General features: G+C 61.1%; 21 protein-coding genes. 1 reads left to right on the forward strand and 20 read right to left on the reverse strand.

The window, feature by feature from the left end:
* Positions 1–4 precede the first annotated feature (4 nt).
* The 9 genes from recN to ACZ9BX_RS08255 form a co-directional block, all read right to left on the reverse strand.
* Positions 5–1,678 carry a DNA repair protein RecN gene (recN, locus tag ACZ9BX_RS08215; protein WP_476217018.1) on the reverse strand — a complete coding sequence of 558 codons (1,674 nt, stop codon included), beginning with the start codon at positions 1,676–1,678 and terminating at the stop codon, positions 5–7.
* Positions 1,679–1,691: 13 nt separating this feature from the next.
* Positions 1,692–2,561: an outer membrane protein assembly factor BamD gene (locus tag ACZ9BX_RS08220; RefSeq protein WP_027508745.1), complete on the reverse strand. Its 870-nt coding sequence runs from the start codon at positions 2,559–2,561 to the stop codon at positions 1,692–1,694.
* A gap of 265 nt (positions 2,562–2,826) precedes the next feature.
* Entirely contained in the window at positions 2,827–3,783 is a 957-nt protein-coding gene (gene lpxC / locus ACZ9BX_RS08225; RefSeq protein ID WP_086994639.1) for a UDP-3-O-acyl-N-acetylglucosamine deacetylase, read from the reverse strand.
* Positions 3,784–4,072: 289 nt separating this feature from the next.
* Positions 4,073–5,773, reverse strand: a complete 1,701-nt coding sequence (gene ftsZ / locus ACZ9BX_RS08230; protein ID WP_476217022.1) for a cell division protein FtsZ — start codon at positions 5,771–5,773, stop codon at positions 4,073–4,075.
* Positions 5,774–5,829: 56 nt separating this feature from the next.
* Entirely contained in the window at positions 5,830–7,161 is a 1,332-nt protein-coding gene (ftsA, locus tag ACZ9BX_RS08235) for a cell division protein FtsA (RefSeq protein WP_476217024.1), read from the reverse strand.
* A complete protein-coding gene (locus ACZ9BX_RS08240) occupies positions 7,158–8,090 on the reverse strand; it encodes a cell division protein FtsQ/DivIB (RefSeq protein ID WP_476217026.1) in 933 nt (310 codons plus the stop codon). The genes ftsA and ACZ9BX_RS08240 overlap by 4 nt, the downstream gene beginning before the upstream one ends.
* Positions 8,078–9,004, reverse strand: a complete 927-nt coding sequence (locus ACZ9BX_RS08245; protein ID WP_476217028.1) for a D-alanine--D-alanine ligase — start codon at positions 9,002–9,004, stop codon at positions 8,078–8,080. Before ACZ9BX_RS08245 ends, ACZ9BX_RS08240 begins: the two co-directional genes overlap by 13 nt.
* A 296-nt stretch (positions 9,005–9,300) precedes the next feature.
* A complete protein-coding gene (aqpZ, locus tag ACZ9BX_RS08250) occupies positions 9,301–9,987 on the reverse strand; it encodes an aquaporin Z (protein ID WP_476217030.1) in 687 nt (228 codons plus the stop codon).
* Between the two features lie 232 nt (positions 9,988–10,219).
* Positions 10,220–10,435, reverse strand: coding sequence for a helix-turn-helix domain-containing protein (locus ACZ9BX_RS08255; protein WP_476217032.1), 216 nt, complete (start codon positions 10,433–10,435; stop codon positions 10,220–10,222).
* A 138-nt stretch (positions 10,436–10,573) separates the two neighbouring features.
* Here ACZ9BX_RS08255 and ACZ9BX_RS08260 point away from each other — a divergent pair, with 138 nt between their 5' ends.
* Positions 10,574–11,878 (forward strand): MFS transporter, encoded by a 1,305-nt coding sequence (locus ACZ9BX_RS08260; protein ID WP_476217034.1) that lies wholly within the window; start codon positions 10,574–10,576, stop codon positions 11,876–11,878.
* Positions 11,879–11,976: 98 nt separating this feature from the next.
* Here the strand turns inward: ACZ9BX_RS08260 and murB are convergent, their stop codons facing one another.
* From murB to rsmH, 11 genes are read right to left on the reverse strand one after another with little or no spacing between them, the layout of a single operon-like run.
* Positions 11,977–12,951: a UDP-N-acetylmuramate dehydrogenase gene (murB, locus tag ACZ9BX_RS08265; protein ID WP_476217036.1), complete on the reverse strand. Its 975-nt coding sequence runs from the start codon at positions 12,949–12,951 to the stop codon at positions 11,977–11,979.
* On the reverse strand, positions 12,948–14,363 hold the full coding sequence (gene murC / locus ACZ9BX_RS08270; protein ID WP_476217038.1) for a UDP-N-acetylmuramate--L-alanine ligase: 1,416 nt from the start codon (positions 14,361–14,363) through the stop codon (positions 12,948–12,950). Before murC ends, murB begins: the two co-directional genes overlap by 4 nt.
* Entirely contained in the window at positions 14,360–15,484 is a 1,125-nt protein-coding gene (gene murG / locus ACZ9BX_RS08275; protein WP_476217040.1) for an undecaprenyldiphospho-muramoylpentapeptide beta-N-acetylglucosaminyltransferase, read from the reverse strand. The genes murC and murG overlap by 4 nt, the downstream gene beginning before the upstream one ends.
* A 6-nt stretch (positions 15,485–15,490) precedes the next feature.
* Entirely contained in the window at positions 15,491–16,645 is a 1,155-nt protein-coding gene (gene ftsW, locus ACZ9BX_RS08280; RefSeq protein WP_476217042.1) for a putative lipid II flippase FtsW, read from the reverse strand.
* 1 nt (position 16,646) lies between these two features.
* The gene (gene murD, locus ACZ9BX_RS08285) at positions 16,647–18,059 is read right to left on the reverse strand and encodes a UDP-N-acetylmuramoyl-L-alanine--D-glutamate ligase (RefSeq protein ID WP_476217044.1); all 1,413 of its coding nucleotides are present in this window, start codon (positions 18,057–18,059) and stop codon (positions 16,647–16,649) included.
* A gap of 7 nt (positions 18,060–18,066) precedes the next feature.
* Complete coding sequence (mraY, locus tag ACZ9BX_RS08290) at positions 18,067–19,167, reverse strand: phospho-N-acetylmuramoyl-pentapeptide-transferase (protein WP_027508731.1); 1,101 nt, start codon at positions 19,165–19,167, stop codon at positions 18,067–18,069.
* 22 nt (positions 19,168–19,189) lie between these two features.
* Complete coding sequence (locus ACZ9BX_RS08295; RefSeq protein ID WP_476217046.1) at positions 19,190–20,623, reverse strand: UDP-N-acetylmuramoylalanyl-D-glutamyl-2,6-diaminopimelate--D-alanyl-D-alanine ligase; 1,434 nt, start codon at positions 20,621–20,623, stop codon at positions 19,190–19,192.
* Positions 20,620–22,137: a UDP-N-acetylmuramoyl-L-alanyl-D-glutamate--2,6-diaminopimelate ligase gene (locus tag ACZ9BX_RS08300; protein ID WP_476217048.1), complete on the reverse strand. Its 1,518-nt coding sequence runs from the start codon at positions 22,135–22,137 to the stop codon at positions 20,620–20,622. Before ACZ9BX_RS08300 ends, ACZ9BX_RS08295 begins: the two co-directional genes overlap by 4 nt.
* Before the next feature lie 6 nt (positions 22,138–22,143).
* The gene (locus tag ACZ9BX_RS08305) at positions 22,144–23,895 is read right to left on the reverse strand and encodes a peptidoglycan D,D-transpeptidase FtsI family protein (RefSeq protein ID WP_132565043.1); all 1,752 of its coding nucleotides are present in this window, start codon (positions 23,893–23,895) and stop codon (positions 22,144–22,146) included.
* Between the two features lie 2 nt (positions 23,896–23,897).
* Positions 23,898–24,347: a cell division protein FtsL gene (gene ftsL / locus ACZ9BX_RS08310; RefSeq protein WP_476217050.1), complete on the reverse strand. Its 450-nt coding sequence runs from the start codon at positions 24,345–24,347 to the stop codon at positions 23,898–23,900.
* 1 nt (position 24,348) lies between these two features.
* On the reverse strand, positions 24,349–25,374 hold the full coding sequence (rsmH, locus tag ACZ9BX_RS08315; protein ID WP_476217052.1) for a 16S rRNA (cytosine(1402)-N(4))-methyltransferase RsmH: 1,026 nt from the start codon (positions 25,372–25,374) through the stop codon (positions 24,349–24,351).
* Positions 25,375–25,384 lie beyond the last annotated feature (10 nt).

Below are 25,384 nucleotides of genomic sequence, written 5' to 3' on the forward strand. Positions count from 1 at the left end.
GAGGTCAAGCATTCCCTGCCAACAGCCGAGCCGCAGCCGCCCTTGCCTCTTCCGTCACGGAGGCTCCGGCAAGCATGCGGGCGATTTCTTCGGTGCGATCCTTGTGTGCCATTGTCGCGACACGCGTGGCGATCTTCTCGGAGCCGTCGGAGACCGGACCCTTGGAAATGAGCAGATGCGTTGCCGCCCGTGCGGCCACCTGCGGGGCGTGGGTGACCGAGAGCACCTGCACGCGATCGGAAAGCCGTTTCAGGCGCTGACCGATCGCATCGGCAACGGCACCGCCGACGCCGGTATCGATTTCGTCAAAGACGAGCGTCGGCGCCGAACCGCGATCGGCAAGCGCCACTTTCAAAGCAAGCAGGAAGCGCGAGAGCTCGCCACCCGATGCCACCTTCATCATTGAACCCGGACGCGTGCCGGGGTTGGTCTGAACGTGAAACTCGACGACATCGATGCCTTCGGCCGTTGCGTCTGCCGCATCCGTCGCGATCTCGACCATGAAGCGCGCGCGCTCCAGCTTCAGCGCCGGAAGTTCCGCCATAACCGCGGCAGCGAGCGCTTCGCCTGCATGGTGACGTTTGTCTGAAAGCGAGCGGGCAGCGGCAGCGTAATTCGCCTTGGCCGCGCCGACTTCGGCTTCGAGCTTCACCAGTCGCTCCTCGCCGGCATCGAGATCGGCAAGGTCGGTGATCATCCGCACGGCAAGCGCCGGAAGCTCGGTCACAGGCACGGAGTATTTGCGGGACGCGGCGCGGAGTGCGAAGAGACGCTCCTCGACGCGCTCCAATTCCTTCGGATCGTATTCCGTCTTTCGAAGCGCCGCCTCCACTTCCATCTGCGCGTTGGAAAGCTGGTCCAGAGCCGCATCAAGCAGCGCCACGGTGTCTTCCAGCAGTCCGGGCGCCTCGTGGCTCTTCCGCTCCAGGCGGCGCACGAGCGAGGCGATATGCGGCACCGGAGAGGCATTGCCGTTCAGAAACTCGGAGGCTTCGGCGATGTCGCCGGCAATACGCTCCGCCTTCATCATCTTCTGGCGGCGATCAGCAAGCTCCTCCTCTTCGCCGTCCTGCGGCGAGAGCTTTTCCAACTCGTCAACGGAGGACCGGAGATAGTCGGCTTCGCGGGCTGCGTTCTCCACCTTTTCGCGATGCTTTTTCAGCGTCCGCTCTGCGTCGCGCCAGATACGGTAAAGCTCGGAGACAGAGGTCGCGTCCTCGTTGATGCCGGCAAAGGCATCGAGCAGAAGCCGGTGCGCATGCGTGTCGACGAGCGCGCGGTCGTCATGCTGACCGTGGATTTCGACCAGCATCTGTCCGGCCTGGCGCATGAGTTGCACGCTCACCGGCTGATCGTTGACATAGGCCTTGGTGCGTCCGTCGGCCGATTGCTGGCGCCGGAAGATAAGGTCGCCTTCGTCATCGATGCTATTCTCGCGCAGAAGTTGGCGGACACCGTGATCCATCGGCACGTCGAAGACGGCCGTCACTTGCCCCTTGTCCTCGCCGTGACGCACAAGGCCGCCGTCGCCGCGCCCGCCGAGCGCCAGCGACAGACTGTCGAGGAGAATGGATTTGCCGGCACCGGTTTCGCCTGTCAGAACCGAGAGCCCGGTTTCGAAGGCAAGATCCAGCCGCTCGATCAGAACGATATCGCGGATCGAAAGCTGGATCAGCATTGCGTGTCAGGCCTCACGAGCCGAGCAGCAGCTTTCTGCCGGCTGCGGAAATCCAGGAGCCTTTGTTCTCCCGGGGTTCTGCACCGCCCGACTGCAGCAGCTTGAAGGAATCGGCGTACCACTGGCTATCCGGATAGTTGTGACCGAGAACGGCGGCTGCTGTCTGCGCCTCTTCCACGATACCCATCGCGTAATAGGCCTCGACGAGGCGCGCCAGCGCTTCTTCGATCTGATTCGTGTTCGGATACTTCTCGACCACGATACGGAAGCGGGAGATGGCTGCAAGATATTCCTTGCGCTCGAGGTAATAACGGCCGACCTGCATTTCCTTGCCGGCGAGCTGGTCACGGGCGTAGCGGATCTTCGCCTGGGCGTCGTCGACATATTCAGAGTCGGGGTAGTTGTCGATGACGGCCTGCATGGCTTCGATGGTCTTGGAGGAAGCCCGCTGATCCTGCGTCACGTCGGAAATCTGCTTCGAATAGCTGAGGCCGATCAGATACTGAACGTATGCCGCGTCTTCGGACTTCGGATACTGCGCCATATAGCGGTTGCCTGAAGCGAGAGCATCGTCGATCTTGCCCTGGCGGTACTTCACGAAGGTGCTCATGACGAGAGCCTTGCGCGCCCATTCGGAGAACGGGTTTTCGCGGTCGATCGCGTCGAACTTGCGCGCGGCTTCGACCATGTTGCCTGCCTTCATGTTGGCAAGCGCCTGACTGTAGAGGACGTCCGGCGGATCGTTATTGACGCCGAGCTTGGTGATGTCGATATCAGGGTCCGATTGGCAACCGGAAACCAAGGCGCCTGCACTCAAAATCACGAGCGATGCGAGCAAAGCGCGCGCTGTCTTCATCATACCTTCAGACCTTGCATAACCCATAAAAGAATCCCAACTGCCGCTACCCCAACCCTGCGGTAGCCACACCTCGCCGGCGTTTCTAGCCACAAATGTGTGGCAAGAGCAACGCAATGATGAGCCATTGACGCATTTTTGTGGCAGCGAGCGTCAGAATATCCCGGTTTTTAACTTTAATCGGGCCTGTTGCTCCTAAGCATATGTTGGAGAACAGTTATCGGCTTACGGAAGTACTAAAAAAAACCGCCTCCCGAAGGAGGCGGCCCTGGCCTGAAATTTGGTGTGGAGGTCATGCCGACCAGGGGGCGAATCCGGGAGCGTTAACAGCGACGAAATCGCGGGGTGTAACGCGCGGGCGCGCAGCAGAAGTCTCGACAACTTCATAGGCAGTTGTGTCGCTGAGCAGCGCCTTCAAAGCATTGGCATTCATCTTGTGGCCACCGCGATAGGAGCGGTAGCAGCCGATGAAGGGAGCGCCGGCAAGGGCCAGGTCGCCGACCGCATCGAGCGCCTTGTGACGCACGAACTCGTCCTTTGCGTAGCGCAAGCCTTCGATGTTGATGACGGTATTGTCGTCGGAGATGACGACAGAATTTTCAAGCGACGAACCCAGCGCATGACCCGACGCCCAGAGGCGTTCCACGTCGCGCATGAAGCCGAAGGTACGTGCGCGCGACAGTTCGGACTTGAAGTTCGCGGCCGTCAGGTTGCCTTCCCATTTCTGGCGTCCGATCAGCGGGCAATCGAAATCAATCTCGACTTCGAAGCGCGTGCCGTCATACGGACGGAATTCGCTCCACGACCCGCCATGTTCGATGCGAACCGGCTTGGTGATGCGGATATAGCGGCGCTTGATGCCGAGCGAGACGAGGCCAACCTGCTCGATCGCCTCGATAAAGGGCGCCGAACTGCCATCCATGATCGGCATTTCGGCGCCGTGAACCTCGATCACGACGTTGTCAAGGCCGAGTGCATAGAGCGCGGCCATGACATGTTCGATCGTCGCAACCGAATGAACGGGGGAAAAACCGAGGACAGTGCAGAGATCGGTGTTGCCGACCTGGGCGGAGACGGCACGCAATTCGGTGACACTGCCGTCTTCATGCATGCGATGGAAAACGACGCCGGTATCGACTTCAGCCGGATTGAAAGTGATAGTGACTTCCGCGCCGGAATGGACGCCGGTGCCCGAAAGCGTCACCGGGCGCGAAACCGTCGTCTGGAAGCCAAGCATGCCAATAACCATAAAATTCTGCCTTCATTGCCTTTTACGGTCCGTAGCGCCAAAAGCACCGAAATCAAACCGCCAACTTATCTTGCCCACCGCCGAATTGTCGCCATGAAGGCGGCAAGGCACGGTCCCATGACGTCATACATACGTGCGGCAGGGCTCCAATCCAAATCACTGTTCGTTTCGTTTTGTTACGAAACCATCCGCTTGAAATGATTTAGGAATCATCAACTTATATGACGCTTTGAAACAGCAGCGCCCGGGACTGTGATCCCGGGCACATGCGTGGCGATTCTGTGTCCGCTCAGTTCGACTGGCGGCGCAGGAACGCAGGAATCTCGAGCTGATCGTCTTCCTGCATCATGCGGGCCTGCGGAACACTGCGGCCCTGGTCGTCGAGATTGCCGCGGCGCGGCGCATAAAGGCTCGCCTCAGGCGAAAGCGGGCGACGCTGCTGCGAAGCGGCGGCAGGCGCTGCCGTCATCTCGGGAGCAACTTCCTCTTCGCGGCGGCCGAGCGAATTGGTGATTCGCTTCAGCAGACCCATCGGGCCGCGCTCCTCATGCGCCTGTGCCGCAGCCGGCTGGGCGCGGTGGTCCATCTCGGCCTGAACGACCGGCGGGAAGTCCTCGACCTTCGGCATGCGGACCGGCTGCTGCATGGCAGGTTCTTGGCGAACCGGCTGCTGCTGCATGACCGGCTGCTGCGCCGGCTGGCTCATGACAGGTGCCGGAGCAGGCTGCATCGGGCGAGCAGCCGGAGCTTCTTGAGCGGCTGCGAAGATGCGGCTCTGCGGACGGAACGTGTCCTGAGCAACAGGCTGCTGAAGCGGAGCTGCAGGGCGCGGAGCCGGGATTTCGAGCTCGCGTTCCATTTCGGCTTCCGCCATGCGGATGGTCTGCGCGACCGGATCGGCTGGCTTCGGTGCCTGCATGACTGGCGCAGGCTGAACTGCGGCCGGTGCCGGAGCAACGGCCGCGGAAGGACGGATCATCGGCTTGGCGGCAGCCTGGAAGTTCTTGGCAGCAGCTTCGTTCATCGCACGGTCGATGCCGGTCGCAACGACGGAAACGCGGATGATGCCTTCGAGCGATTCGTCGAAGGTCGCACCGAGGATGATGTTGGCATCCGGATCGACTTCCTCGCGGATGCGGGTCGCAGCCTCGTCGACTTCAAAGAGCGTCAGGTCGCGGCCGCCGGTGATGGAGATCAGCAGGCCCTGAGCGCCCTTCATCGAGGTTTCATCAAGCAGCGGGTTAGCGATTGCAGCTTCGGCAGCCTGCATCGCGCGGCCCTGACCGGATGCTTCGCCGGTGCCCATCATTGCGCGGCCCATTTCGCGCATAACCGAGCGGACGTCGGCGAAGTCGAGGTTGATGAGACCTTCCTTCACCATCAGGTCGGTGATGCAGGCAACGCCCGAGTAAAGAACCTGGTCGGCCATCGCGAAAGCGTCGGCGAAGGTCGTCTTGTCGTTTGCGATGCGGAAGAGGTTCTGGTTCGGAATGACGATCAGCGTGTCGACCGACTTCTGCAGTTCCTCGATACCGGATTCGGCAAGACGCATCCGTCGGCCGCCTTCGAAGTGGAACGGCTTGGTGACGACGCCGACAGTCAGGATGCCCTTGTTGCGGGCGGCCTGTGCCACGACCGGCGCGGCCCCCGTGCCCGTGCCGCCGCCCATGCCGGCGGTGACGAAGCACATATGCGTGCCGTTGAGGTGATCGATGATCTCATCGATGCACTCTTCGGCAGCTGCACGGCCGACTTCCGGCTGCGAGCCGGCACCAAGACCCTCGGTGACATTGGCGCCGAGCTGGATGATGCGTTCGGCTTTCGTCATCGTCAGCGCCTGGGCGTCCGTATTGGCAACGACGAAGTCGACGCCCTGGAGACCGGCAGAAATCATGTTGTTGACAGCATTGCCGCCACCGCCGCCGACACCGAACACGGTGATACGCGGCTTCAGCTCAGTGATATCCGGCTTTTGCAGCTTGATAGTCATGTTACCCGTTCCTTCTCTCTATGGCCGCATCGCCACGCCGGCCAATTCACTCAATTTCAGAAACTTTCCTTCAGCCACTGGCCCATGCGGGCGATGCGGCTGTTATTACTCCCAAGCGACATGAGCAGGCCGCTCTGTGACGCATGTGTTTCCATGTCCGCGACCTGCGGATAGATCATCAGGCCGACCGCCGTCGAAAAGGCAGGCCCCTTGGCTGCCGTCGGCAGGCCCGAGACACCCATCGGACGGCCGATGCGGACGTTGCGCGCAAGAATGCGCCGCGCCACTTCCGCAAGGCCGGTGAGCTGGCTTGCGCCGCCTGTCAGCACGACGCGCTTGCCGACGATCGGGCTGAAGCCCGAACGCTGGATCCGGTCGCGGATCAATTCCATCGTTTCCTCGATGCGTGCACCAACGATGCGCGAAACGAGCGCGCGCGGCACCTGCGTCGGCTGATCGCGCTCGTCTTCGCCGATCGGCGGGATCGAGATGAGCTCGCGTTCATCGGAGGAGTTCGAGAACGCCGAAGCGTGAACCACCTTCAGGCGCTCTGCGTCTTCGATACGGGTCGAAAGGCCGCGCGCCAGATCGGTCGTGACATGAAGGCCCCCAAGACCGACGGCATCCGTGTGAACGAGCTTGCCTTCGGCAAAGACCGAGATCGTCGTCGCCCCGCCGCCCATATCGATCGCACAGCAGCCGAGTTCGACCTCGTCGTCGACGAGTGCTGCAAGACCGGAAGCATAAGGCGTAGCAACAATGCCCTCGACGGAGAGATGCGCGCGATTGACGCTGAGCTCGAGGTTCTTCAACGCGGCGCGTTCGGCAGTCACGACATGCATGTCGACGCCAAGCTCATCGCCGTACATCGCCAGCGGGTCGCGGATGCCGCGTTCGCCGTCGAGCGAGAAGCCGGTTGCGAGAGAATGCAGCACAGCGCGATCCTGGCGCAGCGACTGCTGGCAGGCGGCAGCAAGCACTTTCTTGAGATCGTTAAGCTCGACTTCCTGACCGCCAAGATCGATCGTCGCCGTATAGATGTCGCTGCCGAGACGGCCGGCCGTCAGATTGACGATCAGGCTTTCGACAGTCAGGCCCGCCATACGCTCGGCCGCATCGACGGCGAGCCGGATAACGCCTTCGAGCGCATCGAGATCGGCGATGACGCCGGTCTTGATGCCGCGGGAGCGCTGGTGACCGATGCCGATGATTTCGATATCGTGCGTGCGGCCCGGAAGGATTTCGCTCTCTTCGCGAGGCGTCAGGCGGCCGATCATGCAAACGACCTTAGTCGAGCCGATATCGAGCACCGAAACGATGTGCGACCGCTTCGACGAAAGCGGTTTCAGGCGCGGCAATCCGAAATGGGACGAACCGAACAAGCTCATATATTCTGCCCCGCCTTCTTCAAATCCTTGGTCCGCTGATCGAGAACGACCTGCCGGCGTGCCATAGCATCCGGAGTCAGTTGGATCGCGGTCCTGTCCACCAGCCTGAGATCGACGGCTGCGATGTCGCGCGCCAGAAGATCCTGTTCCTTGTTGAATTTCGAGAGCCTGGCGAGCGCCTGATCGACATCCTCGGACGGCAGCTTCACGACCACGCCGTTATCCATATGCAGGTCCCAGCGGCGGCCGGAGACCCAGACGTAGGCCTTGACGCGCGACGTAATGTCGGGCCATTTCGAAAACTCGCCCTCGAGCGAAGCCGCAGCACTTTCTGCATCGCGGCCGACAACGAGCGGCAGCGTCGAAAACTTGTTGTCGCGAAGCGGCGCAATGACGCTGCCATTCCTTTCGATCAGCGAAAGCTCCTGTCCGTGCTGCCAGATCGCATAGGCCTGGCGCTCCTTGAGCTTAACCTCGATCGTCTTCGGATAAATCTTCCTGACCTCGACGCTTTCGACCCAGGGAAGCTTGACGATCTTCCGGCGCGCAGCACCGACATCGAGCGCCACCAGCGACGTCGTTCCGTCTAGGCCAAGGAGTTCAAAGATTTCGATCTCGGAGGTTTCCGAATTGCCGGAAACCTTCACATCCTCGATCGCGAAACCGGCAGCTGTGGTCGCCGCCTGCGCGACCGTTTCCGTATGGCCGCCGAGTGACATGCCGTAGAGACCGGTCGCCGCAAAGAATGCGAGCGCAGAAATCGTCCCGGTATGCGCGGGAATGTGGATACGGCCAGTTCCGAGACTGACGAGGAAGCGCACGACGCGGCGCAGCGGCCGCGGGAGAATCATCCGTCCATCGCCCTCAGCAAGAGCGATGCTCGGTTGACGGCTCGGGCGCCCCATCCTTTTGACCGTCAACGAGAACAAGAAGCGTCCTCCACCATCCAACGCAAGAATTCACCAAAGGAATAACCGGCATGGCCGGCCATTTCAGGCACAAGTGAGGTTGGCGTCATGCCCGGCTGAGTATTCACTTCCAGCCAGATAACTTCACCATCTTCGGAGAACCGGTCGTCGTAACGGAAGTCGGACCGACTAACCCCGCGACAACCAATTGCTTGATGCGCCCTTAGTGCCAATGTTTGTATTTTTTGGTAAATATTCGGTGAAATTTTCGCCGGGATGACATGTTTTGAGCCGCCCGCAGCGTACTTCGCGTCATAGTCATAGAAGTTGTGGCCCTGCGGCACCACTTCGGTCACGCCGAGAGCTTCGTCTCCCATGACGCCGCATGTGAGCTCCCGCCCATAGACATACCGCTCGACGATGACCTCCTCGCCATAGCGCCACTCCGGCGAGCTGATGATCTGCGGCGGATGCGCCTGATCCTCCTGAACGATTACGACACCGAAGCTGGAGCCTTCCCGGACAGGCTTCACGACATAAGGCGGCTTCATCGGGTGCTCGGCCGGAAAGGCGAAACGATTGATGACTTCCGATTGCGCCACAGGAATGCCGGCCGCTGCGGCAACCCCCTTGGCCTTGCCCTTGTCCATCGCAAGCGCCGAGGCAAGAACGCCGGAATGCGTATAGGGAATTTCGAGATATTCGAGGATGCCTTGAATGGTGCCATCCTCGCCGAAGGGGCCATGCAACGCATTGAAGGCGACATCGGGACGAAGGGCCGCGAGCTTCGCGGAAATATCGCGATCGACATCGATCCGCGTAACCTGGAAGCCCTCGCCTTCGAGAGCGTCCGCGCAAGCCGTTCCCGAAGACAGGCTCACCGGCCGCTCCGAGGAAAATCCGCCCATCAGGACAGCGACATGCTTGCGACTCATACATACCCCCAAAATAAATCTCAGCCTGATTTTCGAGGCTTGCACCAAGCTTGCCCGCGAATCCGCTTCGCTTCAGACATGGGAGCGATATGACAACATTATGGTTAATGAAGTGTTTACTTTTATTAACCGAAGCCTCTTGGAGAGTTCTCGACCTCTTCCTGGAGTCAGCCGCGCGAAGGAGTTTGCGACTCCAATCAGCACGTTGCGGCAACATGCTGAAGTTCGTTCACAGCATGAAAAAACCCGCACAGATGGTCCGTACGGGTTTGCTGGAAAGACGGTGAAGGCCGCCCTCAGTCGTCCTTGTCGAGCAGTTTCCAGACAAGCCCTCCAAGCGAGCCGCCGACAATCGGCGCCAGCCAGAAGAGCCAAAGCTGCTGCAGAGCCCAACCGCCGACGAAAAGAGCCTGACCGGTCGAACGCGCAGGATTGACGGAGGTGTTCGTCACCGGGATCGAGATCAGGTGGATCAACGTCAGCGCCAGGCCGATCGCAAGCGGTGCGAAGCCCGCAGGTGCCCTGCCATGCGTCGAACCCAGGATGACGATCAGGAAGAACAGCGTCAGCACGACTTCGATGACCAATGCCGAGATCAGTGAATAGCCGCCCGGAGAATGCTCGCCATAACCGTTCGAGGCAAAGCCTCCCAATTCAAAGCCGGCCTTGCCGCTCGCAACGAGATAGAGGAGCGCGGCCGCCGCAATGGCGCCGATCACCTGCACGACGATGTAAGGAATGAGGCGTCCCACCGGGAATCGGCCAGCAACAGCAAGGCCTATGGAAACAGCCGGATTGAAATGTCCGCCCGAAATGCCGCCCACGGCGTAAGCCATCGTCAGGACGGTCAGACCGAACGCCAATGAAACACCAGTAAAACCGATACCAAGTTCCGGAAAGGCCGCGGCAAGAACGGCGCTGCCGCATCCGCCGAACACCAGCCAGAACGTTCCCAAAAACTCTGCAATAAGACTTTTCTGCATATTTTTCTCCTTCGCTCTCAACCAGAGAGAGAACGAAGACGCCGCTTGAAAGCGATTCGCGTCAATGCCTTCAATTTCGGGTAGCGGTCCACACGGCTGGACATGACATGCGAGAAGAAATCATTGCGGTGCCCGGTGTATCGGATTTCATCACTTTCCTGCTCATTCGGCGTTTGCGGAATTGAATTTGCGCATTGAAGGAGTCTGGAACATCTGAGGCTGGCGGCACTGATCAGGTCAACGGTCCAAGGATCACCTTGGCTTCAAGCAGGAGCCGTTCACCGGTTGAAGTGAGTGCTGGATTGCGTCCTGATCGGTCGAACAGCTTGAGACCAAGATCCTCCTCGAGTTTCTTGCAGCCTGAGTGCTGACGGCGCCTTTTGTAAAGCCCGGCCCATAGCAGAGAGCGACCATGTTCGGCGACAACGAAGGTCTCCAACTGATCCATGAAAGCGGAGATCTATCTATATTCCAGATAGTATCTGACTTGATGCGCATGCAGATAGAATTTACATATTCAACGCAATAGTGTTCTAAGACCCCTTCGACCCAAGGGTGCTCCTGATAAATCCCGAATGGAATAAAAATGTCTGACGCGATATCTCCCGTATCGCCGACCTCCGCTTCATCGAACATTGCGCAAGTCAATTCCCCGGCGCGCGTTCTGATCGCGAGTCTCGTCGGCACCACGATCGAATTCTTTGATTTCTACGTCTATGCGACGGCAGCCGTCCTGGTCTTCCCGACGCTGTTCTTCCCGAACAACGATCCGACCACCGCCCTTCTCGCTTCCTTTGCCACCTTCTCGATCGCCTTCTTCGCCCGTCCGCTGGGTGCTGTGGTCTTCGGTCATTTCGGCGACAGGATCGGCCGCAAGACGACGCTGGTCGCCGCTCTCCTGACCATGGGTATCTCCACGGTCATCATCGGTCTCCTGCCCTCCTACGAATCGATCGGCGTCGTCGCGCCGCTTCTGCTCGCTCTATGCCGGTTCGGTCAGGGCTTCGGCCTTGGCGGCGAATGGGGTGGTGCCGTTCTGCTTGCGACCGAGAATGCACCGGAAGGCAAGCGCAGCTGGTACGGCATGTTCCCGCAGCTCGGCGCACCCGTCGGCCTTTTCCTGTCGTCCAGCGTCTTCTGGCTGCTGCTGCATGTCATCTCGCAGGAGGCGCTTCTGAGCTGGGGCTGGCGCGTTCCGTTCATTGCCTCGATCGTGCTGATCGTCATCGGCCTCTGGGTTCGCCTGTCGATCACCGAAACGCCTGCCTTTCAGAAGGCGATCGACAAGCATGAGCGCGTTGCCGTGCCGATCGCGGAGCTCTTCCGCAAGCACAAGCGCAGCCTGTTCCTCGGCACCTTCGTGGCGCTTGCCACCTTCGTGCTCTTCTACATCGGCTCAGCCTATCTGCTGTCCTACAACGTCAAGGTCCTGAAGATCCCGTTCCTGGACGCGCTGGAAATCCAAATCGTCGGCTCAGTAGCCTTCGGCATCTTCATCCCGATCGCCGGCAAGCTCGCCGAGCGATTCGGACGCCGCGAAGTGCTGATCCTCACCACCGTCCTGATCGGTATCTTCTCATTCTTCCTGCCTGGCCTGATGACCGGCGGCGAAGGCAGCATCGTCATTTTTGCCATTGTCGCAATGACACTCATGGGCATGACATACGGCCTGATCGGCACGGCGCTCGCGGCCCCCTTCCCGACCGCAGTGCGCTACACCGGCTCGTCGATCACCTTCAACCTTGCCGGCATCTTCGGCGCCTCGCTAGCGCCCTACATCGCCACCTGGCTGCAGGCGAACTACGGCATGCTCTATGTCGGCTACTATCTCGGCCTCGCTGCCGTGATCACGCTGATCTGCATCCTGGCATCCGGCCGCGACGACGTCTGATCCGGATTGCTTGTGAAAAGCAAAAAGCCGCGACGGTCTCCCGTCGCGGCTTTTTTGATTTCTGTCACACAGCGTGGCAATTTTCCTGCGAAGAGCAGCTACTCGCTTGTCACGCCCTGGAACGGGCGCACCTCGCGCCCTGGCATGAAGACGCCGAGGCGCTTGATTTCCCATTCGAGCTTGATGCCGGAATTTTCGAAGACCTCGCGGCGGACCTGCTCGCCGAGATATTCGAGATCGTAGCCCGTTGCCTGCCCCATGTTGATCATGAAATTGCAGTGAAGCGACGACATCTGCGCGCCGCCGATGACGAGACCGCGGCAGCCCGCTTCGTCGATCAGCTTCCAGGCCGAGTGGCCCTCCGGGTTCTTGAAGGTCGAGCCGCCGGTCCTTTCGCGGATCGGCTGCACCGTCTCGCGATGATTGCGCACGGCATCCATGTCGGCGCGGATCTTCGCGCGATCCTCCGGATAGCCCTCGAAGAGCACAGAGGTGAAGATGAGGTCAGGCGACGCCTTGGAATGGCGGTAGGAATATCCCATCTGCGCATTCGACAGCACGACCTTGTTGCCCTTGCGATCGATGGCATTGACCTCGACGAGGCGATCGCGGGTCTCGCTGCCATTGGCGCCGGCGTTCATGCGCGCCGCACCGCCGATGCTGCCCGGGATGCCGTAGAAGAAATGCAAGCCGCCGATGCCGTTGTCCATCGCCATCGCAGCCACATGCTTGTCCGGGCAGATGGCGCCGGCGAGAATGCGATTCTCACCCGCAAGTTCAACCGAACCGAATCCCTTGGCCGACAGGCGCAGCACAACGCCGGGAATACCGCCATCACGCACGAGAATATTCGAACCGACGCCGACGACCGTCAACGGCACGTTCTTGGGAAGAATTTTCAAGAAGGCAATCAGGTCCGCCTCATCATGCGGCTGGAACATCAGCTCGGCAAGGCCGCCTGCATGGAACCAGGTGACACGGTCCATGGGGGCATCCGGCGTGATGCGGCCGCGGATGTCCTTAACACCTTCTCCGAGAGACTCGAGAAGCTTTTCCCCATTCACCTGTTTCATGCAGACTTTCCCGAAAGACCTTCCAGTTGCTTTGGCAGCGCCACTGCCCAGTAAGTTATATTCCCAGCACCTAACAGAACCACAAAATCGCCGGGCTTTGCAATCTCCGCGACCATTTCCGGCAAAAGCTCCTGGTTGGCAAGGAAACGCGCATCGCGATGACCGCCCGCCTTGATACGCGAAACGAGCGCCTCAGAATCCATGCCTTCGATCGGATCTTCACCAGCGGCATAGACCGGAGCAAGGAAAATGCTGTCTGCATCGTTGAAGCAGGCGGCGAACTCTTCGAACAAGCTGGAAAGGCGTGTGTAGCGATGCGGCTGATGAACGGCGATAACCCTGCCCTTGCAGGCTTCGCGCGCGGCCCGCAGCACGGCCTTGATCTCGACCGGATGATGGCCGTAATCATCAAAGATCTGCACGCTGTTCCATTCGCCGGTCAGCGTGAAGCGCCGCTTGACGCCGCCAAAGGAGGCGAGCCCCTTTGCGATATCTACACTCGAAATGCCGAGACGATTGGCGACCGCAATCGCCGCCGTCGCATTCGAAATGTTGTGCCGGCCAGGCATCGGCATTACGAGATTGTCGAGCCTGATGACCTGCCCCGTGCGGCGGCGGCGGATTTCAACGTCGAAGATCGACCGTGCGCCGTCGATGCGCACATTCGTGAAGCGCACGTCGGCCTGCGGATTTTCACCATAGGTAATGACCTTGCGATCCTCGATGCGGCCGACGAGAGCCTGCACCTCCGGATGGTCGAGGCACATGACGCCGAAGCCGTAGAAGGGTACGTTCTCGACGAACTGCCGGAAGGCGGTGCGCACGGCGTCGAAATTGCCGTAGTGGTCGAGATGTTCCGGATCGATATTCGTCACAACCGCCACATCGGCGGGAAGCTTCAGGAATGTGCCGTCCGACTCGTCGGCCTCGACGACCATCCACTCGCCCTCGCCCATACGGGCATTCGTGCCGTAGGCGTTGATGATGCCACCATTGATGACAGTCGGATCAAGCCCGCCCGCATCGAGCAGCGTAGCGACCAGCGATGTCGTCGTCGTCTTACCATGCGTGCCGCCGATGGCGATCGCATTGCGGAAGCGCATCAGTTCGGCAAGCATTTCGGCGCGGCGCACCACCGGCAGCAGCTTCTCTCGCGAGGCGACAAGCTCCGGGTTGTTCTTCTTGATTGCGGTCGAGACGACAACGACTTCGGCGTCACCCAGGTTTTCGGCCCTGTGCCCGACGAAGACTTCGATGCCCTTGTCGCGCAGGCGCTGCACGTTGGCGCTGTCGGCCTGGTCCGATCCCTGCACGCGGTGGCCGAGATTGTGTAGCACCTCGGCGATGCCGCTCATGCCGATGCCGCCGATGCCGATGAAATGGACAAGGCCGATCGCCTTCGGCATTTTCATGACTGTGTCCCCTTGAACTCTGTAACTGTACGTCCGGCGGCAATAGCCTCAACCATCCCCGCAAGCAAGTTCGCAGCGTCCGGTTTCCCGGCCTGCTTTGCGGCGGCCGCCATGCGGGCGAGCTTTTCCGGGTCGTTCATCACGTGCGCCAGGATCGAAGCGATCTTCTCCGAGGAGAGCTCCGATTGCGGAATAACCTTCGCACCACCGGTCGCCGCAAGCGCTGCGGCATTCGCTGCCTGATCGTGATCAAGTGCATGCGGATAAGGCACCAGCACGGCAGGACGACCGATCACCGAAATTTCCGAAACGGTCGAAGCGCCGGAGCGGCAGATCACGAGATGCGCATTCGCAAGGCGCTGCGCCATGTCGGTGAAGAACGGCGCGATATCCGCTCCCATCTCAAGCTTTGCGACGCAGCCACTGACCATCTCCATATCTTCCGGACGCACCTGCTGGGTGATGCGCAACCGGGCACGCAGTTCGTCGTCGAGCAGGCTGATTGCCGTCGGCATCGCCTTGGAGAAATACTGCGCGCCCTGGCTGCCGCCGAAGACGACGAGATTGAAGGGTTCGCCGGCGTGCGAAGGCCTGTACGGCACCTTCGCCGCTTCGATGATTGCTGGACGCACCGGATTTCCGGTCGTCACGGTCTTTTCCGGATAAGCGCCGCCATTTTCCGGCAGGAACCCGCCGGCGATCGCCTGGACGCGCTGCGCCAGTGCCTTGTTGGCGCGGCCCATCACGGCGTTCTGCTCGTGGATCATCGAGGGCACGCCGAGACGCGTGGCGGCAAGCAGCGGCGGAACCGTCGGATACCCGCCGAAACCGACGACGACCGCAGGCTTCAGCCGCTGGATCAGTTTCTTCGCGGCCCGCATTCCGGTCCAGAGTGTCCAGAGCGAACGCGCGACCGCAACCGGATTCTTCGAGCCGATCGTCGCGGACGGCACGACATGAATCTCATCCGCCGGGAACTTGCCGGCAAAGCGCTCGGCACGGCTGTCTGTCACGAGATGCACGGTATAACCGCGCGCCTTCAGCTCATATGCCAAAGCCTCTGCTGGAAACACGTGGCCGCCGGTGCCCCCGGCGGCGAGCAGGATGATACCTTTGCTCATCGGCTTTTACTCCGCCGGCATTCCGTGCGGCATGCGGAAGAAGCTCCGCTCCTGTGCCCGTTTTTCCGGGCGATGGCGCGTCAGCGCGAGAATGAAGCCGGCGGTCACGCAGATCGCGACCATGGACGAACCGCCGTAGGAAATCAGCGGCAGCGTCATGCCCTTTGCCGGAAGCAGCTCGAGATTGACGCCGATATTGATGATCGACTGGATGCCCATCTGGAGCACAAGCCCCGCGACGGCAAACCGGTTGAAGTCGTTCTTCTCCTTATATGCGTGCGATAGCCCCCTCAAAACAAGGACCGTGAAGAGCAGAACGAGCGCGATGCAGAAGACGATGCCGAATTCCTCGGCGGCGACCGAGAAGATGAAGTCGGTATGCGCGTCCGGGATGATGCGCTTGACGATGCCCTCGCCCGGTCCTTTGCCAAACCAGTCGCCGCGGATGATGGCCTCGCGGGCGGTGTCGATCTGGAACGTGTCGCCCTCGCCGGTCATGAACTTGTCTATTCGCCCCGCCACATGCGGGAAGACGTAGTAGGCGCTGAACAGGCCGCCCGCGCCGCAGACGCCGAGCAGGACGATCCATATCCATGGCATGCCCGCCATGAAGAACATGCCGCCCCAAACGGCGGTCGTCAGGATCGTCTGGCCAAGGTCAGGCTGGGCAACGAGCAGTGCCGCGACCATGCCGAAGAGGATGATCGCAAAGAGGTTGCCCGGGATTTCCGGCTGACGCGCGTGCTCGGCAAAGAGCCAGGCGCAGACGACCACGAAGGCGGGCTTCATGAATTCCGACGGCTGGACCGAGATACCGGCAAGCGTCACCCAGCGCCGAGAGCCCTTGACCTCGATGCCGAAGAAAAGCGCCAGCACCATCATGGCGAGCGAGATGACAAGCAGCAGGATGGCGGTCCGCCGCACCTGCCGCGGCGTCAGGAAGGAAAGTCCGATCATAACGGCGATCGACGGGATCATGAAAGCCGCGTGCCGCTTCACGAAGTGGAACGACTCGAGCCCGATGCGCTCGGCAACGGCGGGCGAGGCCGCAAAGGAGAGCATGAAGCCGACGCCCATCAGGAAGATGAACATCGCCAGGAAAAAGCGGTCGATGGTCCAAAACCAATCGGCCAAAGGCCCACGTTCCGCACGGCTCACCATGTCATTTATCTCCTGTTGCCGAACCGATCAGCATGGTCACTGCGTCGAGCGCTGCCACATGGCTGACAAATGCATCGCCCCTGACTTCGAAGTTCTTGTACTGGTCGAAGCTTGCGCAAGCCGGGGATAACATCACCGCGACAGGACCAGTTTCATCTTTTTCCGCGTCGGCCGCGGCATGCGCGACAGCGCGTTCCAGCGTCCCCGAAATCTCATAGGGCACGGCCTCGCCGAGCGTCGCGGCAAATTCCGCCGCCGCTTCGCCGATCAGATAGGCCTTGGCGATGTGCGGGAAGAACGGCGCAAGTGTCGTGATGCCGCCCGCTTTTGGCAGACCACCGGCGATCCAGTAGATCCGCTCGTAGCTGGAAAGCGCGGGCGCTGCGGCATCCGCATTCGTCGCCTTCGAATCGTTGACGAAGACGACATTGCCGCGTGTCCCCACCGGCTGCATGCGATGCTTGAGGCCGGGGAACGAGGCAAGCCCGGCGCGAATCTCTTCGTCCGAAACGCCCACGGCAAGGCAAGCTGCGGCCGCGGCGGCGGCATTCTGTGCATTGTGGCCGCCGCGCAACGTCTGGATGCCGTCGAGATCGGCAAGCGGCAGAGCCGCAGCGGAAGAAGCCTGTATGAGCTTCGTACCCTCGGCATAGATTCCATCGGCCAGCGGATGGCGGCGCGAAATGCGGACCACCTTCGTTCCAGCTCGCTCGACACGGTCGGCGATCATTTCGCAATGACTGTCATCGACGCCGACGATGGCGGTACCGCTGCCGGCAACCAGCCGCTCCTTGATGCCGGCATAGTGCTGCATCGTGCCATGGCGATCGAGATGATCAGGCGTCAGGTTGAGCAGAATGCCGGCGGAGGGGTTCAGTGTCGGCGCGAGGTCAATCTGGTAGGACGAGCACTCGACGACATAATAGCGTCCGGCCTTCGGCGGATCGAGCGTCAGTATCGCCGTTCCGATGTTGCCGCCAAGCTGCGTGTCGCGGCCGCTGGATTTCAGGATATAGGCAATCAGCGCGGTCGTCGTCGATTTGCCATTCGTGCCGGTGATGGCGATGAACGGGCAATCCGGCGCGTGCGCCCGGCGCTCGCGCACGAAGAGTTCGACATCGCCGACGATATCGACACCGGCGGCGCGCGCGAGATCGACCGTCCAATGCGGCTTCGGATGCGTGAGCGGCACGCCCGGCGAGAGCACGAAGAGCGACTGAACGCTCCAATCGATGCTTCTGAGGTCCTCGGTATGAATTCCTTCCGCGGCCGCCTTCGTGACGCTGTCTGGATTGTCGTCCCAGGCCGTGACATGGGCGCCGCCCAGCATGAGCGCGCGGGCCGTTGCAAATCCGGACCCACCAAGCCCGAACAGCGTGACCTTCTTTCCTGCAAGCGTCGTGACAGGAATCATGACCGCCTCACCGCAGCTTTAGGGTGGAAAGGCCGAGCATCGCGAGGCCGACGGCGATGATCCAGAAACGGATGACCACCTGGCTTTCGGTCCAGCCCTTCTTCTCGAAATGGTGATGGATCGGCGCCATCAGGAAGACGCGGCGCCCGGTCATCTTGAAGAAACCGACCTGGATGATGACGGAGAGCGTCTCCGCGACGAACAAGCCGCCGATGATCGCCATGACGATCTCGTGCTTGGTGGCGACCGCAACGGTGCCGATCGTGCCGCCAAGCGCCAGCGAACCGGTATCACCCATGAAGATTGCGGCGGGCGGCGCGTTGAACCAGAGGAAGCCGAGACCCGCACCGATGACTGCGCCGAGAACCACGGCAAGCTCGCCAGTGCCGGGCACGAAATTGATCTGCAGATAGTTCGCGAAAACAGCGTTACCGGCAAGATAGGCGATGATGCCGAAGGAGGCGGCGGCAATCATCACCGGAACGATCGCAAGGCCATCGAGGCCGTCCGTCAGGTTGACGGCGTTGCCAGCCGAAACAATGACAAAGCCGCCGAAGACCACGAACATGATGCCGAGATTGACCAGGAAATCCTTGAAGAACGGGAACGCAACCGAGGAGCCGAAGGTCGAGCCTGCGGTACCGGAGGCAAGCGCGGTGCGCATCATGAAGTAGACGGCGATACCTGCAATGACGAACTCGATGCCGAGGCGCGCCTTGCCCGAAAAGCCTTTGTCGCTCTGCTTCGTGACCTTGAGATAGTCGTCATAGAAGCCGATCGCACCGAAGCCGAGGGTGACGAGCAGTGTCGCCACCACATAGACGTTGGAAAGGTCGGCCCAGAGCAGCGAGGCGCCGACAATGCCGGCCAGGATCATCAGCCCGCCCATCGTCGGCGTGCCGGCCTTCTTGAAATGCGTCTGCGGCCCGTCGGCGCGGATCGGCTGGCCCTTGCCCTGCCGGATGCGGAGCGAGTTGATGATCATCGGCCCGAAAAGGAAGACGATCAGTGCGGACGTGAAGAGAGAGGCGCCTGTACGGAAGGTAATGTATCTGAACAGGTTCAGAAATTTCAGTTGGTCCGACAGTTCGACTAGCCAAATTAGCATTCAGGGCCCCTTGTTTACCCGGTCAGCGTTCGCGTTGCGTGTCTGCAAATGGCGCAAACTTGTCAAGGAGCGCGGCGACAATCTTGCCGAAGCCTATCCCCAAGGACGATTTCACCATCAACACGTCGCCCGGCGCGACCGAGTTCAATACATATTCCGTGAGTTCTTCCGTCGTCTCGCGGTATTCCACCTGCACGCTGTCGGGAAGCGATTCCCTCAGCGCCAGCATATCCTTGCCCGCAAGCCAGACATGTTCGATGCCGGCCGCAAGCAGCGGCCCTGAAAGGTCGGAATGGACCTTTTGCGCGTATTCGCCCATTTCCAGCATGTCGCCGAGCACCGCGATGCGGCGCCCGCGGCCAGCCGGATCGGCCGCGGCAAGCAGCGCGATCGCCGCGCGCATCGAGGCGGGGTTGGCGTTGTAGCTTTCGTCGATCAGCGTGAAGCTGCCGCTGCCGATCGACAACTTGTGGCGGCGGCCCCTGCCCTTTTCGGGCTGCAGGGTGGCCAGCGCTGTGATCGCCTTGTCGAGGTCCGCATCGACGAGCGTCACAATGCCGAGAGCGGCGAGCGCATTTTCGGCGATATGCCGCCCGGGCGCGCCGATCGCCACCTCGAACGTGTCGCCGTCGATCGTCAGCCAGAGTGCCGAGCTTTCGTCCGAACCGTTGAATTCCGCAAGGCGGAACTCGGCCTTGGCGTGCTGGCCAAAGGAATGGATATTCTCGATACCGAGCGACTGCGCTGTCCGTTCGAGGAAATTGAACTGGTCGCTGTCTCGATTGAGCACCACATGCCCGCCGCGCACCAGACCTTCGAAAACCTCCGCCTTCGCCGCGGCGATTTCCTTGATGCTCTTGAAATTGCCGAGATGCGCCGGAGCGATGGTCGTGACGACCGCGACATGCGGCCGGATCATCTCAACCAGCGGACGGATTTCGCCCGGATGGTTCATGCCGACTTCGAAGACGCCGAAATGCGTATCGAGGGGCATACGCGCGAGCGTCAGCGGCACGCCCCAGTGGTTGTTGAAGGAGGCGACGGAGGCGTGCACCTTGCCGGATGGCGAAAGAACGTGGCGAAGCATTTCCTTCGTCGTCGTCTTGCCGACCGAGCCGGTCACCGCGATGATCTGCGCCCGTGAACGCTGACGCGAGGCGACGGCAAGCCGGCCGAGTGCGGCCAGCACATCGTCGACGACGATCATCGGAACGGTCAAACGGCCGAGCCCCGGAAGGCGGGCTTCGCTGACGACGAGAAGTGCGGCGCCATTGGCCATCGCCATCGAGGCAAAGTCATGGCCGTCGACCCGGTCGCCTTTGATGGCGAAGAAGGCCTCGCCCGGCATGATCGAGCGGCTGTCTATGGAAATGCCGGTGATGCCTTCAGGAAGCGTGCCGAACGGACGGCCCGTCATCGCGGCAACCATGTCATCGGTGGTCCAGAGCCAGTTCACGATTTTAGCTCCTCCAAAGCTTCGCGCACTTCGGCATGGTCCGAGAACGGCAGCGTCACGCTCCCGATGGTCTGCCCTTCCTCATGCCCCTTGCCAGCGACGATCAAGGTATCGCCGGATCTCAGCATGGCGACGGCCTCGTAGATCGCCTGCGAACGATCGCCGATTTCGGTGGCACAGGGTGCTGCCGCCATGATCTCCGCGCGAATCGAAGCCGGCTCCTCCGAGCGCGGATTGTCGTCCGTGACGATCACTACGTCAGCCAGGCGGCAGGCGATCTCGCCCATGATCGGACGCTTGCCGCGGTCGCGGTCGCCGCCGCAGCCGAAGACGACGATCACGCGCCCGGTCGTAAAAGGGCGCACCGAATTCAGTACATTCTCCAGCGCATCCGGCTTGTGGGCGTAATCGACATAGGCAAGCGCACCATCCTTCGTATGGCCGACGAGCTCGAGGCGGCCCGAGGCGCCCTGCAGCTTTTCGAGTGCGGCCATCGCGATCCTGGCCGGAACGCCGGTGGACATGGCGAGCGCCGCGGCAACCAACGCATTGGCGACCTGGAAATCGCCGGCAAGTGGAATATCGACCTCGAAAATCTCGTCATAGAAATGCACTTCGGCGACCTGCTTATGGCGGAAGTGCTCAACCCGCTTGAGCGTCAGATAATCGCCTTTGCGGCCAACGGTACGGACATCATGGCCCGCATCCTTCGCCGCCTTGATCGCCTGCTCGGACCAGGCATCGTCGGCGAAGATGACGGCGGGCGAACCCTTCGGCAGCAGCGTTTCGAAAAGCCGCATCTTGGCGGCCATGTAGCTTTCGACCGTCGGGTGATAATCCATGTGATCGCGGCCGAGATTGGTGAAGGCTGCAGCCGAAAGACTCACGCCATCCAGCCGGCACTGGTCGAGACCATGGCTCGACGCCTCCATCGCAGCATGCGTCACGCCCTCGTCGGCAAGATCAGCCAGCAGCTTGTGGAGCGAAACCGGATCGGGCGTCGTCAGCGAACCATATTCATTGCGCGTCGGCGAAACGACGCCGGTCGTGCCGATCATCGCCGCCGGATGTCCGGCATAGGCCCAGATCTGGCGCGTGAAGGAAGCAACAGAGGTTTTGCCCGCCGTGCCGGTTACGGCAACCATCGTCTCCGGCTGCCTGCCATAGAAATGCGATGCGGCGACGGAAAGAAAACGGCGCGGTTCCTTGACCGCCAGGACGGGAATAGAAGCCTCGACGGCCTGGGCCGACACGGCAAGGGCTGCGCCATGCTTGGCGGCATCGGCGATGTAGCCCGCGCCATCCGCCTTAGAGCCGGCCACGGCAACGAATGCCATTCCTGCTTCGATCTTGCGGCTATCGGCGGAAAGCCCGGAAATTTCCAGTCCTCCGACCGGCCCTTCGAGTTGCTCGTTGATTTCCGGAAATGCGCTTCCGGCAATGTCCCGCAGTTTCATCGAATGTCTTTTCTCTCTCACGCCGCCCACCCCACGCGAATCGGCGCTTTTATTCATTCACACTCAATAAGACACCAGCAAGGCCGATCCGTCTTCACCGAATTGCGGCTCGATACCGAGGATGGGCGCGGCACGCCGGATGATATTCCTGACCATCGGCGCAGCCGTGTAGGAGGCGATGGTCTGGCCCTTTTCGCCGTTGTGCGGCTCGTCGCAGAACGTCAGCACGACATATTGTGGATTATCGATCGGGAACGCTGCGATGAACGCGTTGAAATTCAAGTCATTCGCGTAGCGGCCGTTGACGACCTTGTCGGCCGTGCCTGTCTTGCCGCCGACGTTGAAGCCCGGCACGTCGGCGTTGCGCCCCGACCCCTTGAGGCCATTTAGCTTGAACAGGTAGCGGATCTCGTCGCTGGTGCTCTTCTTGACGACGACCTCGGCCGTCTCGTCAGCCTGGTCGCGGGTGCGCGGCAGGAAGGTCGGCTCGATGAGCTTGCCGCCATTGACGAGGGCGGCACCCGCAACAGCCGTCTGCAGCGGCGTCGTCGAGACGCCGTGGCCGAAGGAGATCGTGACCGAGTTGATCTTCTTCCAGACTTTCGGCTGGCTCGGCATCTTCACTTCCGGCAGTTCCGTCTGCATCTTGGTGAGCAAGCCGAAGCGCGTCAGATATTCCTTCTGCAGCTCTATGCCGACGATATCGATCATCTTCGCCGTGCCGATGTTCGACGAATACTCGAAGATTTCCGGCACCGTCAGCCAGCGGCGCTTGCCATGGAAGTCGTTGATCGTGAACCCGCCGATGCGGATCGGGCGGCTCGCATCGAAGCTGTCGTTGATGCTGACCTTGCCGCTGTCGAGCGCCATGGCCGTGCTGAAGGTCTTGAAGGTCGAGCCCATCTCGAACGTGCCGTTCGACATGCGGTTCAGCCAGCCTTCCTTGGCACCCTCTTGCGGATTGTTCGGGTCGAAGTCCGGCGCAGAGGCCATACCAAGCACTTCGCCGGTATGAATATTGAGGACAACCGCGCCCGCACCCTTGGCTTCGTAATTGGTGACCGCGTTTATCACGACATCGCGCACGATGTTCTGGACGCGCAGGTCGATCGAGAGCTTGACTGGCTCGAGCGGCTGGTCACTGGTCATGCCCACCGATGCCAGATCGGCAAGACCCTGGTCATCGATGTATTTCTCCATGCCGGCGACGCCGCGGTTGTCGATGTTGACGTAACCGAGAATATGCGAGGCCGTCGGACCACCCGGATAGAAGCGACGCTTCTCAGGGCGGAAGCCGATACCGGGAATGCCAAGCGCCAGAATCTGGCTCTGCTGCTTCGGGGTCAGCTGGCGGCGAAGCCACGCGAAATGCGAGCTCTTGACCGAGAGCTTCTTGTAAGTGCCCTTCACGTCGAGATCGGGCAGGATGGTCGAAAGCTTCTCGATCGCCTCGTCTGCATCGACGATCTTGTTCGGTTCGGCGAAGAGAGAAACGGTGCGGATGTCGGTCGCCAGCACCTCGCCGTTGCGGTCGAGGATGTCCGGCCGCGACGCCATCAGGCGGTCAGGCGGCAGGATGCTGGAAACGACTTCCGGATCCTTCATCCCATATTCGACGAGGCGCCCGCCGATGACGCCGTAAAGCGCGGTGAACCCGAGGATCAGCAGGCCGACGCGACTTTTGGCCTGACCGGCCTTCTTCTTGCGCGAACCCTCGAGCGGCAAGCTGCCCGACGGGCCACCGAAGCGATTATAGACGCCGGAGGAAAAATGCGCCTGGCTTTTCAGGACCATGATGCGAGAGAGAAACGACATGGCTACTCCACCGATCCAGTTGACATCAGGTTTTCGTCTTGCGGCTCTTCGGCGCGCGCCTGCGGAACAGGCTTCGGCAGCGCCTTGGCAGCAAGGGCCGTACCCGTGCTTCCATCGGGCTTTTTGCCGTTCTTGGCTTCGGTGATTTCCGGAACCGGAACCTGCGACTTCAACATCGGCAGCTCGCGCACCTGTACGAGCGCGGTCGAGTCCGTCGGCTGCAGCTTGAGCTCATCATTATAGGTGTTCACCAAACGCTCCAGCCGGTTCGGCTGCGATTGCAGCGCCCAGTCGGCCTTGAGCAGATCGATGGTATCCTTTTCGAGCTTGATCTCGGCCTCGAGGCGATTGACCTCTTCGAGCTTCAGTTCCGCGCGGTGCTTGATCGTATAGGTCACGGTGGCCGCGGCCGTCATGATACCGATAAGTACGACGTCGAACGTTCTCAGCATATCAACCTCCAAGCTTTCCAAGGCTGGCAAGACTGGGCAATCCGAAGATCGCCATATCCGCAGCTTCGGCCGGCGCATTGGTGCGCATTCCGGCACGCAACTTGGCGGAACGCGCCCGCGGATTGGCCTCGGCTTCAGCCTGGCTTGCAGCAATCATGGATTTTCCAACCGGTTCGAAAGTCGCGGCCCGCTCATGCGCGATCGGCAGATGGCGCGAGCCGGACGCCTTGCCCGCGCGGTCGGAGAAGAATTTCTTGACGATACGATCTTCCAGCGAATGGAAGGTGACGACAACGAGACGGCCGCCCGGCCTCAAGACGCGCTCGGCGGCAAAGAGCGCCTGACCGAGCTCGCCGAGCTCGTCATTGACGAAGATGCGAAGCGCCTGGAAAACGCGGGTCGCCGGATGAATCTTGTCCTTCATCTTGCGCGGCGTCACCACCTCGATGAGCCCGGCGAGATCGCGCGTCGTTTCGAACGGCTTTTCGGCCCGGCGCTTCTCGATCGCGTGCGCGATGCGCGGCGCCTGATCTTCTTCGCCGAGGAAATGGAAGATGCGGATGAGCTCGGCGACTTTTGCGCGATTGACAACATCGGCGGCAGAAACGCCCGAAGCCGACATGCGCATGTCGAGCGGGCCGCTCTTCTGGAAGGAGAAGCCGCGTTCGGCCTCGTCGATCTGCATCGAGGAAACGCCGATATCGAGCACGACGCCGTCGAGCTCGCCGGCAGGCGCATAGTCAGCCAGATTGGAGAACTGTGCGTGGATGAGGCTGAGACGGCCGCCATGGGCAGCGACCATATCCTGGCCGGCCGCAATTGCCGTCGGGTCCCGGTCCAGCGCGATTACATCGGCGCCAGCATCAAGAATGGCCGACGTATAGCCGCCGGCACCAAAGGTCCCATCGAGAATGATTTTGCCGGGAGCCGGCTGAAGCGCCGAAAGCACCTCAGCAAGAAGAACCGGAATGTGGCGAACCGGTCCGCCACCGGCATCAGTTGAACCTCCGCCAGGATTCGCCGCCATTCCGTACCCT

The sequence above is a fragment of the Rhizobium sp. USDA 3886 genome (assembly GCF_056279785.1).

What these genes read in the sequence shown, in the direction of transcription:
- rsmH (WP_476217052.1), bottom strand. Translation starts at nt 25,374, where the DNA reads ATGGCGGCGAATCCTGGCGGAGGTTCAACTGATGCCGGTGGCGGACCG.
- mraY (WP_027508731.1), bottom strand. Translation starts at nt 19,167, where the DNA reads ATGCTAATTTGGCTAGTCGAACTGTCGGACCAACTGAAATTTCTGAAC.
- ACZ9BX_RS08260 (WP_476217034.1), top strand. Translation starts at nt 10,574, where the DNA reads ATGTCTGACGCGATATCTCCCGTATCGCCGACCTCCGCTTCATCGAAC.
- ftsW (WP_476217042.1), bottom strand. Translation starts at nt 16,645, where the DNA reads ATGGTGAGCCGTGCGGAACGTGGGCCTTTGGCCGATTGGTTTTGGACC.
- ACZ9BX_RS08300 (WP_476217048.1), bottom strand. Translation starts at nt 22,137, where the DNA reads ATGAATAAAAGCGCCGATTCGCGTGGGGTGGGCGGCGTGAGAGAGAAA.
- ftsA (WP_476217024.1), bottom strand. Translation starts at nt 7,161, where the DNA reads ATGAGCTTGTTCGGTTCGTCCCATTTCGGATTGCCGCGCCTGAAACCG.
- ACZ9BX_RS08305 (WP_132565043.1), bottom strand. Translation starts at nt 23,895, where the DNA reads ATGTCGTTTCTCTCTCGCATCATGGTCCTGAAAAGCCAGGCGCATTTT.
- lpxC (WP_086994639.1), bottom strand. Translation starts at nt 3,783, where the DNA reads ATGGTTATTGGCATGCTTGGCTTCCAGACGACGGTTTCGCGCCCGGTG.
- murB (WP_476217036.1), bottom strand. Translation starts at nt 12,951, where the DNA reads ATGAAACAGGTGAATGGGGAAAAGCTTCTCGAGTCTCTCGGAGAAGGT.
- murD (WP_476217044.1), bottom strand. Translation starts at nt 18,059, where the DNA reads ATGATTCCTGTCACGACGCTTGCAGGAAAGAAGGTCACGCTGTTCGGG.
- murC (WP_476217038.1), bottom strand. Translation starts at nt 14,363, where the DNA reads ATGAAAATGCCGAAGGCGATCGGCCTTGTCCATTTCATCGGCATCGGC.
- ACZ9BX_RS08220 (WP_027508745.1), bottom strand. Translation starts at nt 2,561, where the DNA reads ATGGGTTATGCAAGGTCTGAAGGTATGATGAAGACAGCGCGCGCTTTG.
- ACZ9BX_RS08245 (WP_476217028.1), bottom strand. Translation starts at nt 9,004, where the DNA reads ATGAGTCGCAAGCATGTCGCTGTCCTGATGGGCGGATTTTCCTCGGAG.
- recN (WP_476217018.1), bottom strand. Translation starts at nt 1,678, where the DNA reads ATGCTGATCCAGCTTTCGATCCGCGATATCGTTCTGATCGAGCGGCTG.
- ACZ9BX_RS08255 (WP_476217032.1), bottom strand. Translation starts at nt 10,435, where the DNA reads ATGGATCAGTTGGAGACCTTCGTTGTCGCCGAACATGGTCGCTCTCTG.
- aqpZ (WP_476217030.1), bottom strand. Translation starts at nt 9,987, where the DNA reads ATGCAGAAAAGTCTTATTGCAGAGTTTTTGGGAACGTTCTGGCTGGTG.
- ftsL (WP_476217050.1), bottom strand. Translation starts at nt 24,347, where the DNA reads ATGCTGAGAACGTTCGACGTCGTACTTATCGGTATCATGACGGCCGCG.
- murG (WP_476217040.1), bottom strand. Translation starts at nt 15,484, where the DNA reads ATGAGCAAAGGTATCATCCTGCTCGCCGCCGGGGGCACCGGCGGCCAC.
- ftsZ (WP_476217022.1), bottom strand. Translation starts at nt 5,773, where the DNA reads ATGACTATCAAGCTGCAAAAGCCGGATATCACTGAGCTGAAGCCGCGT.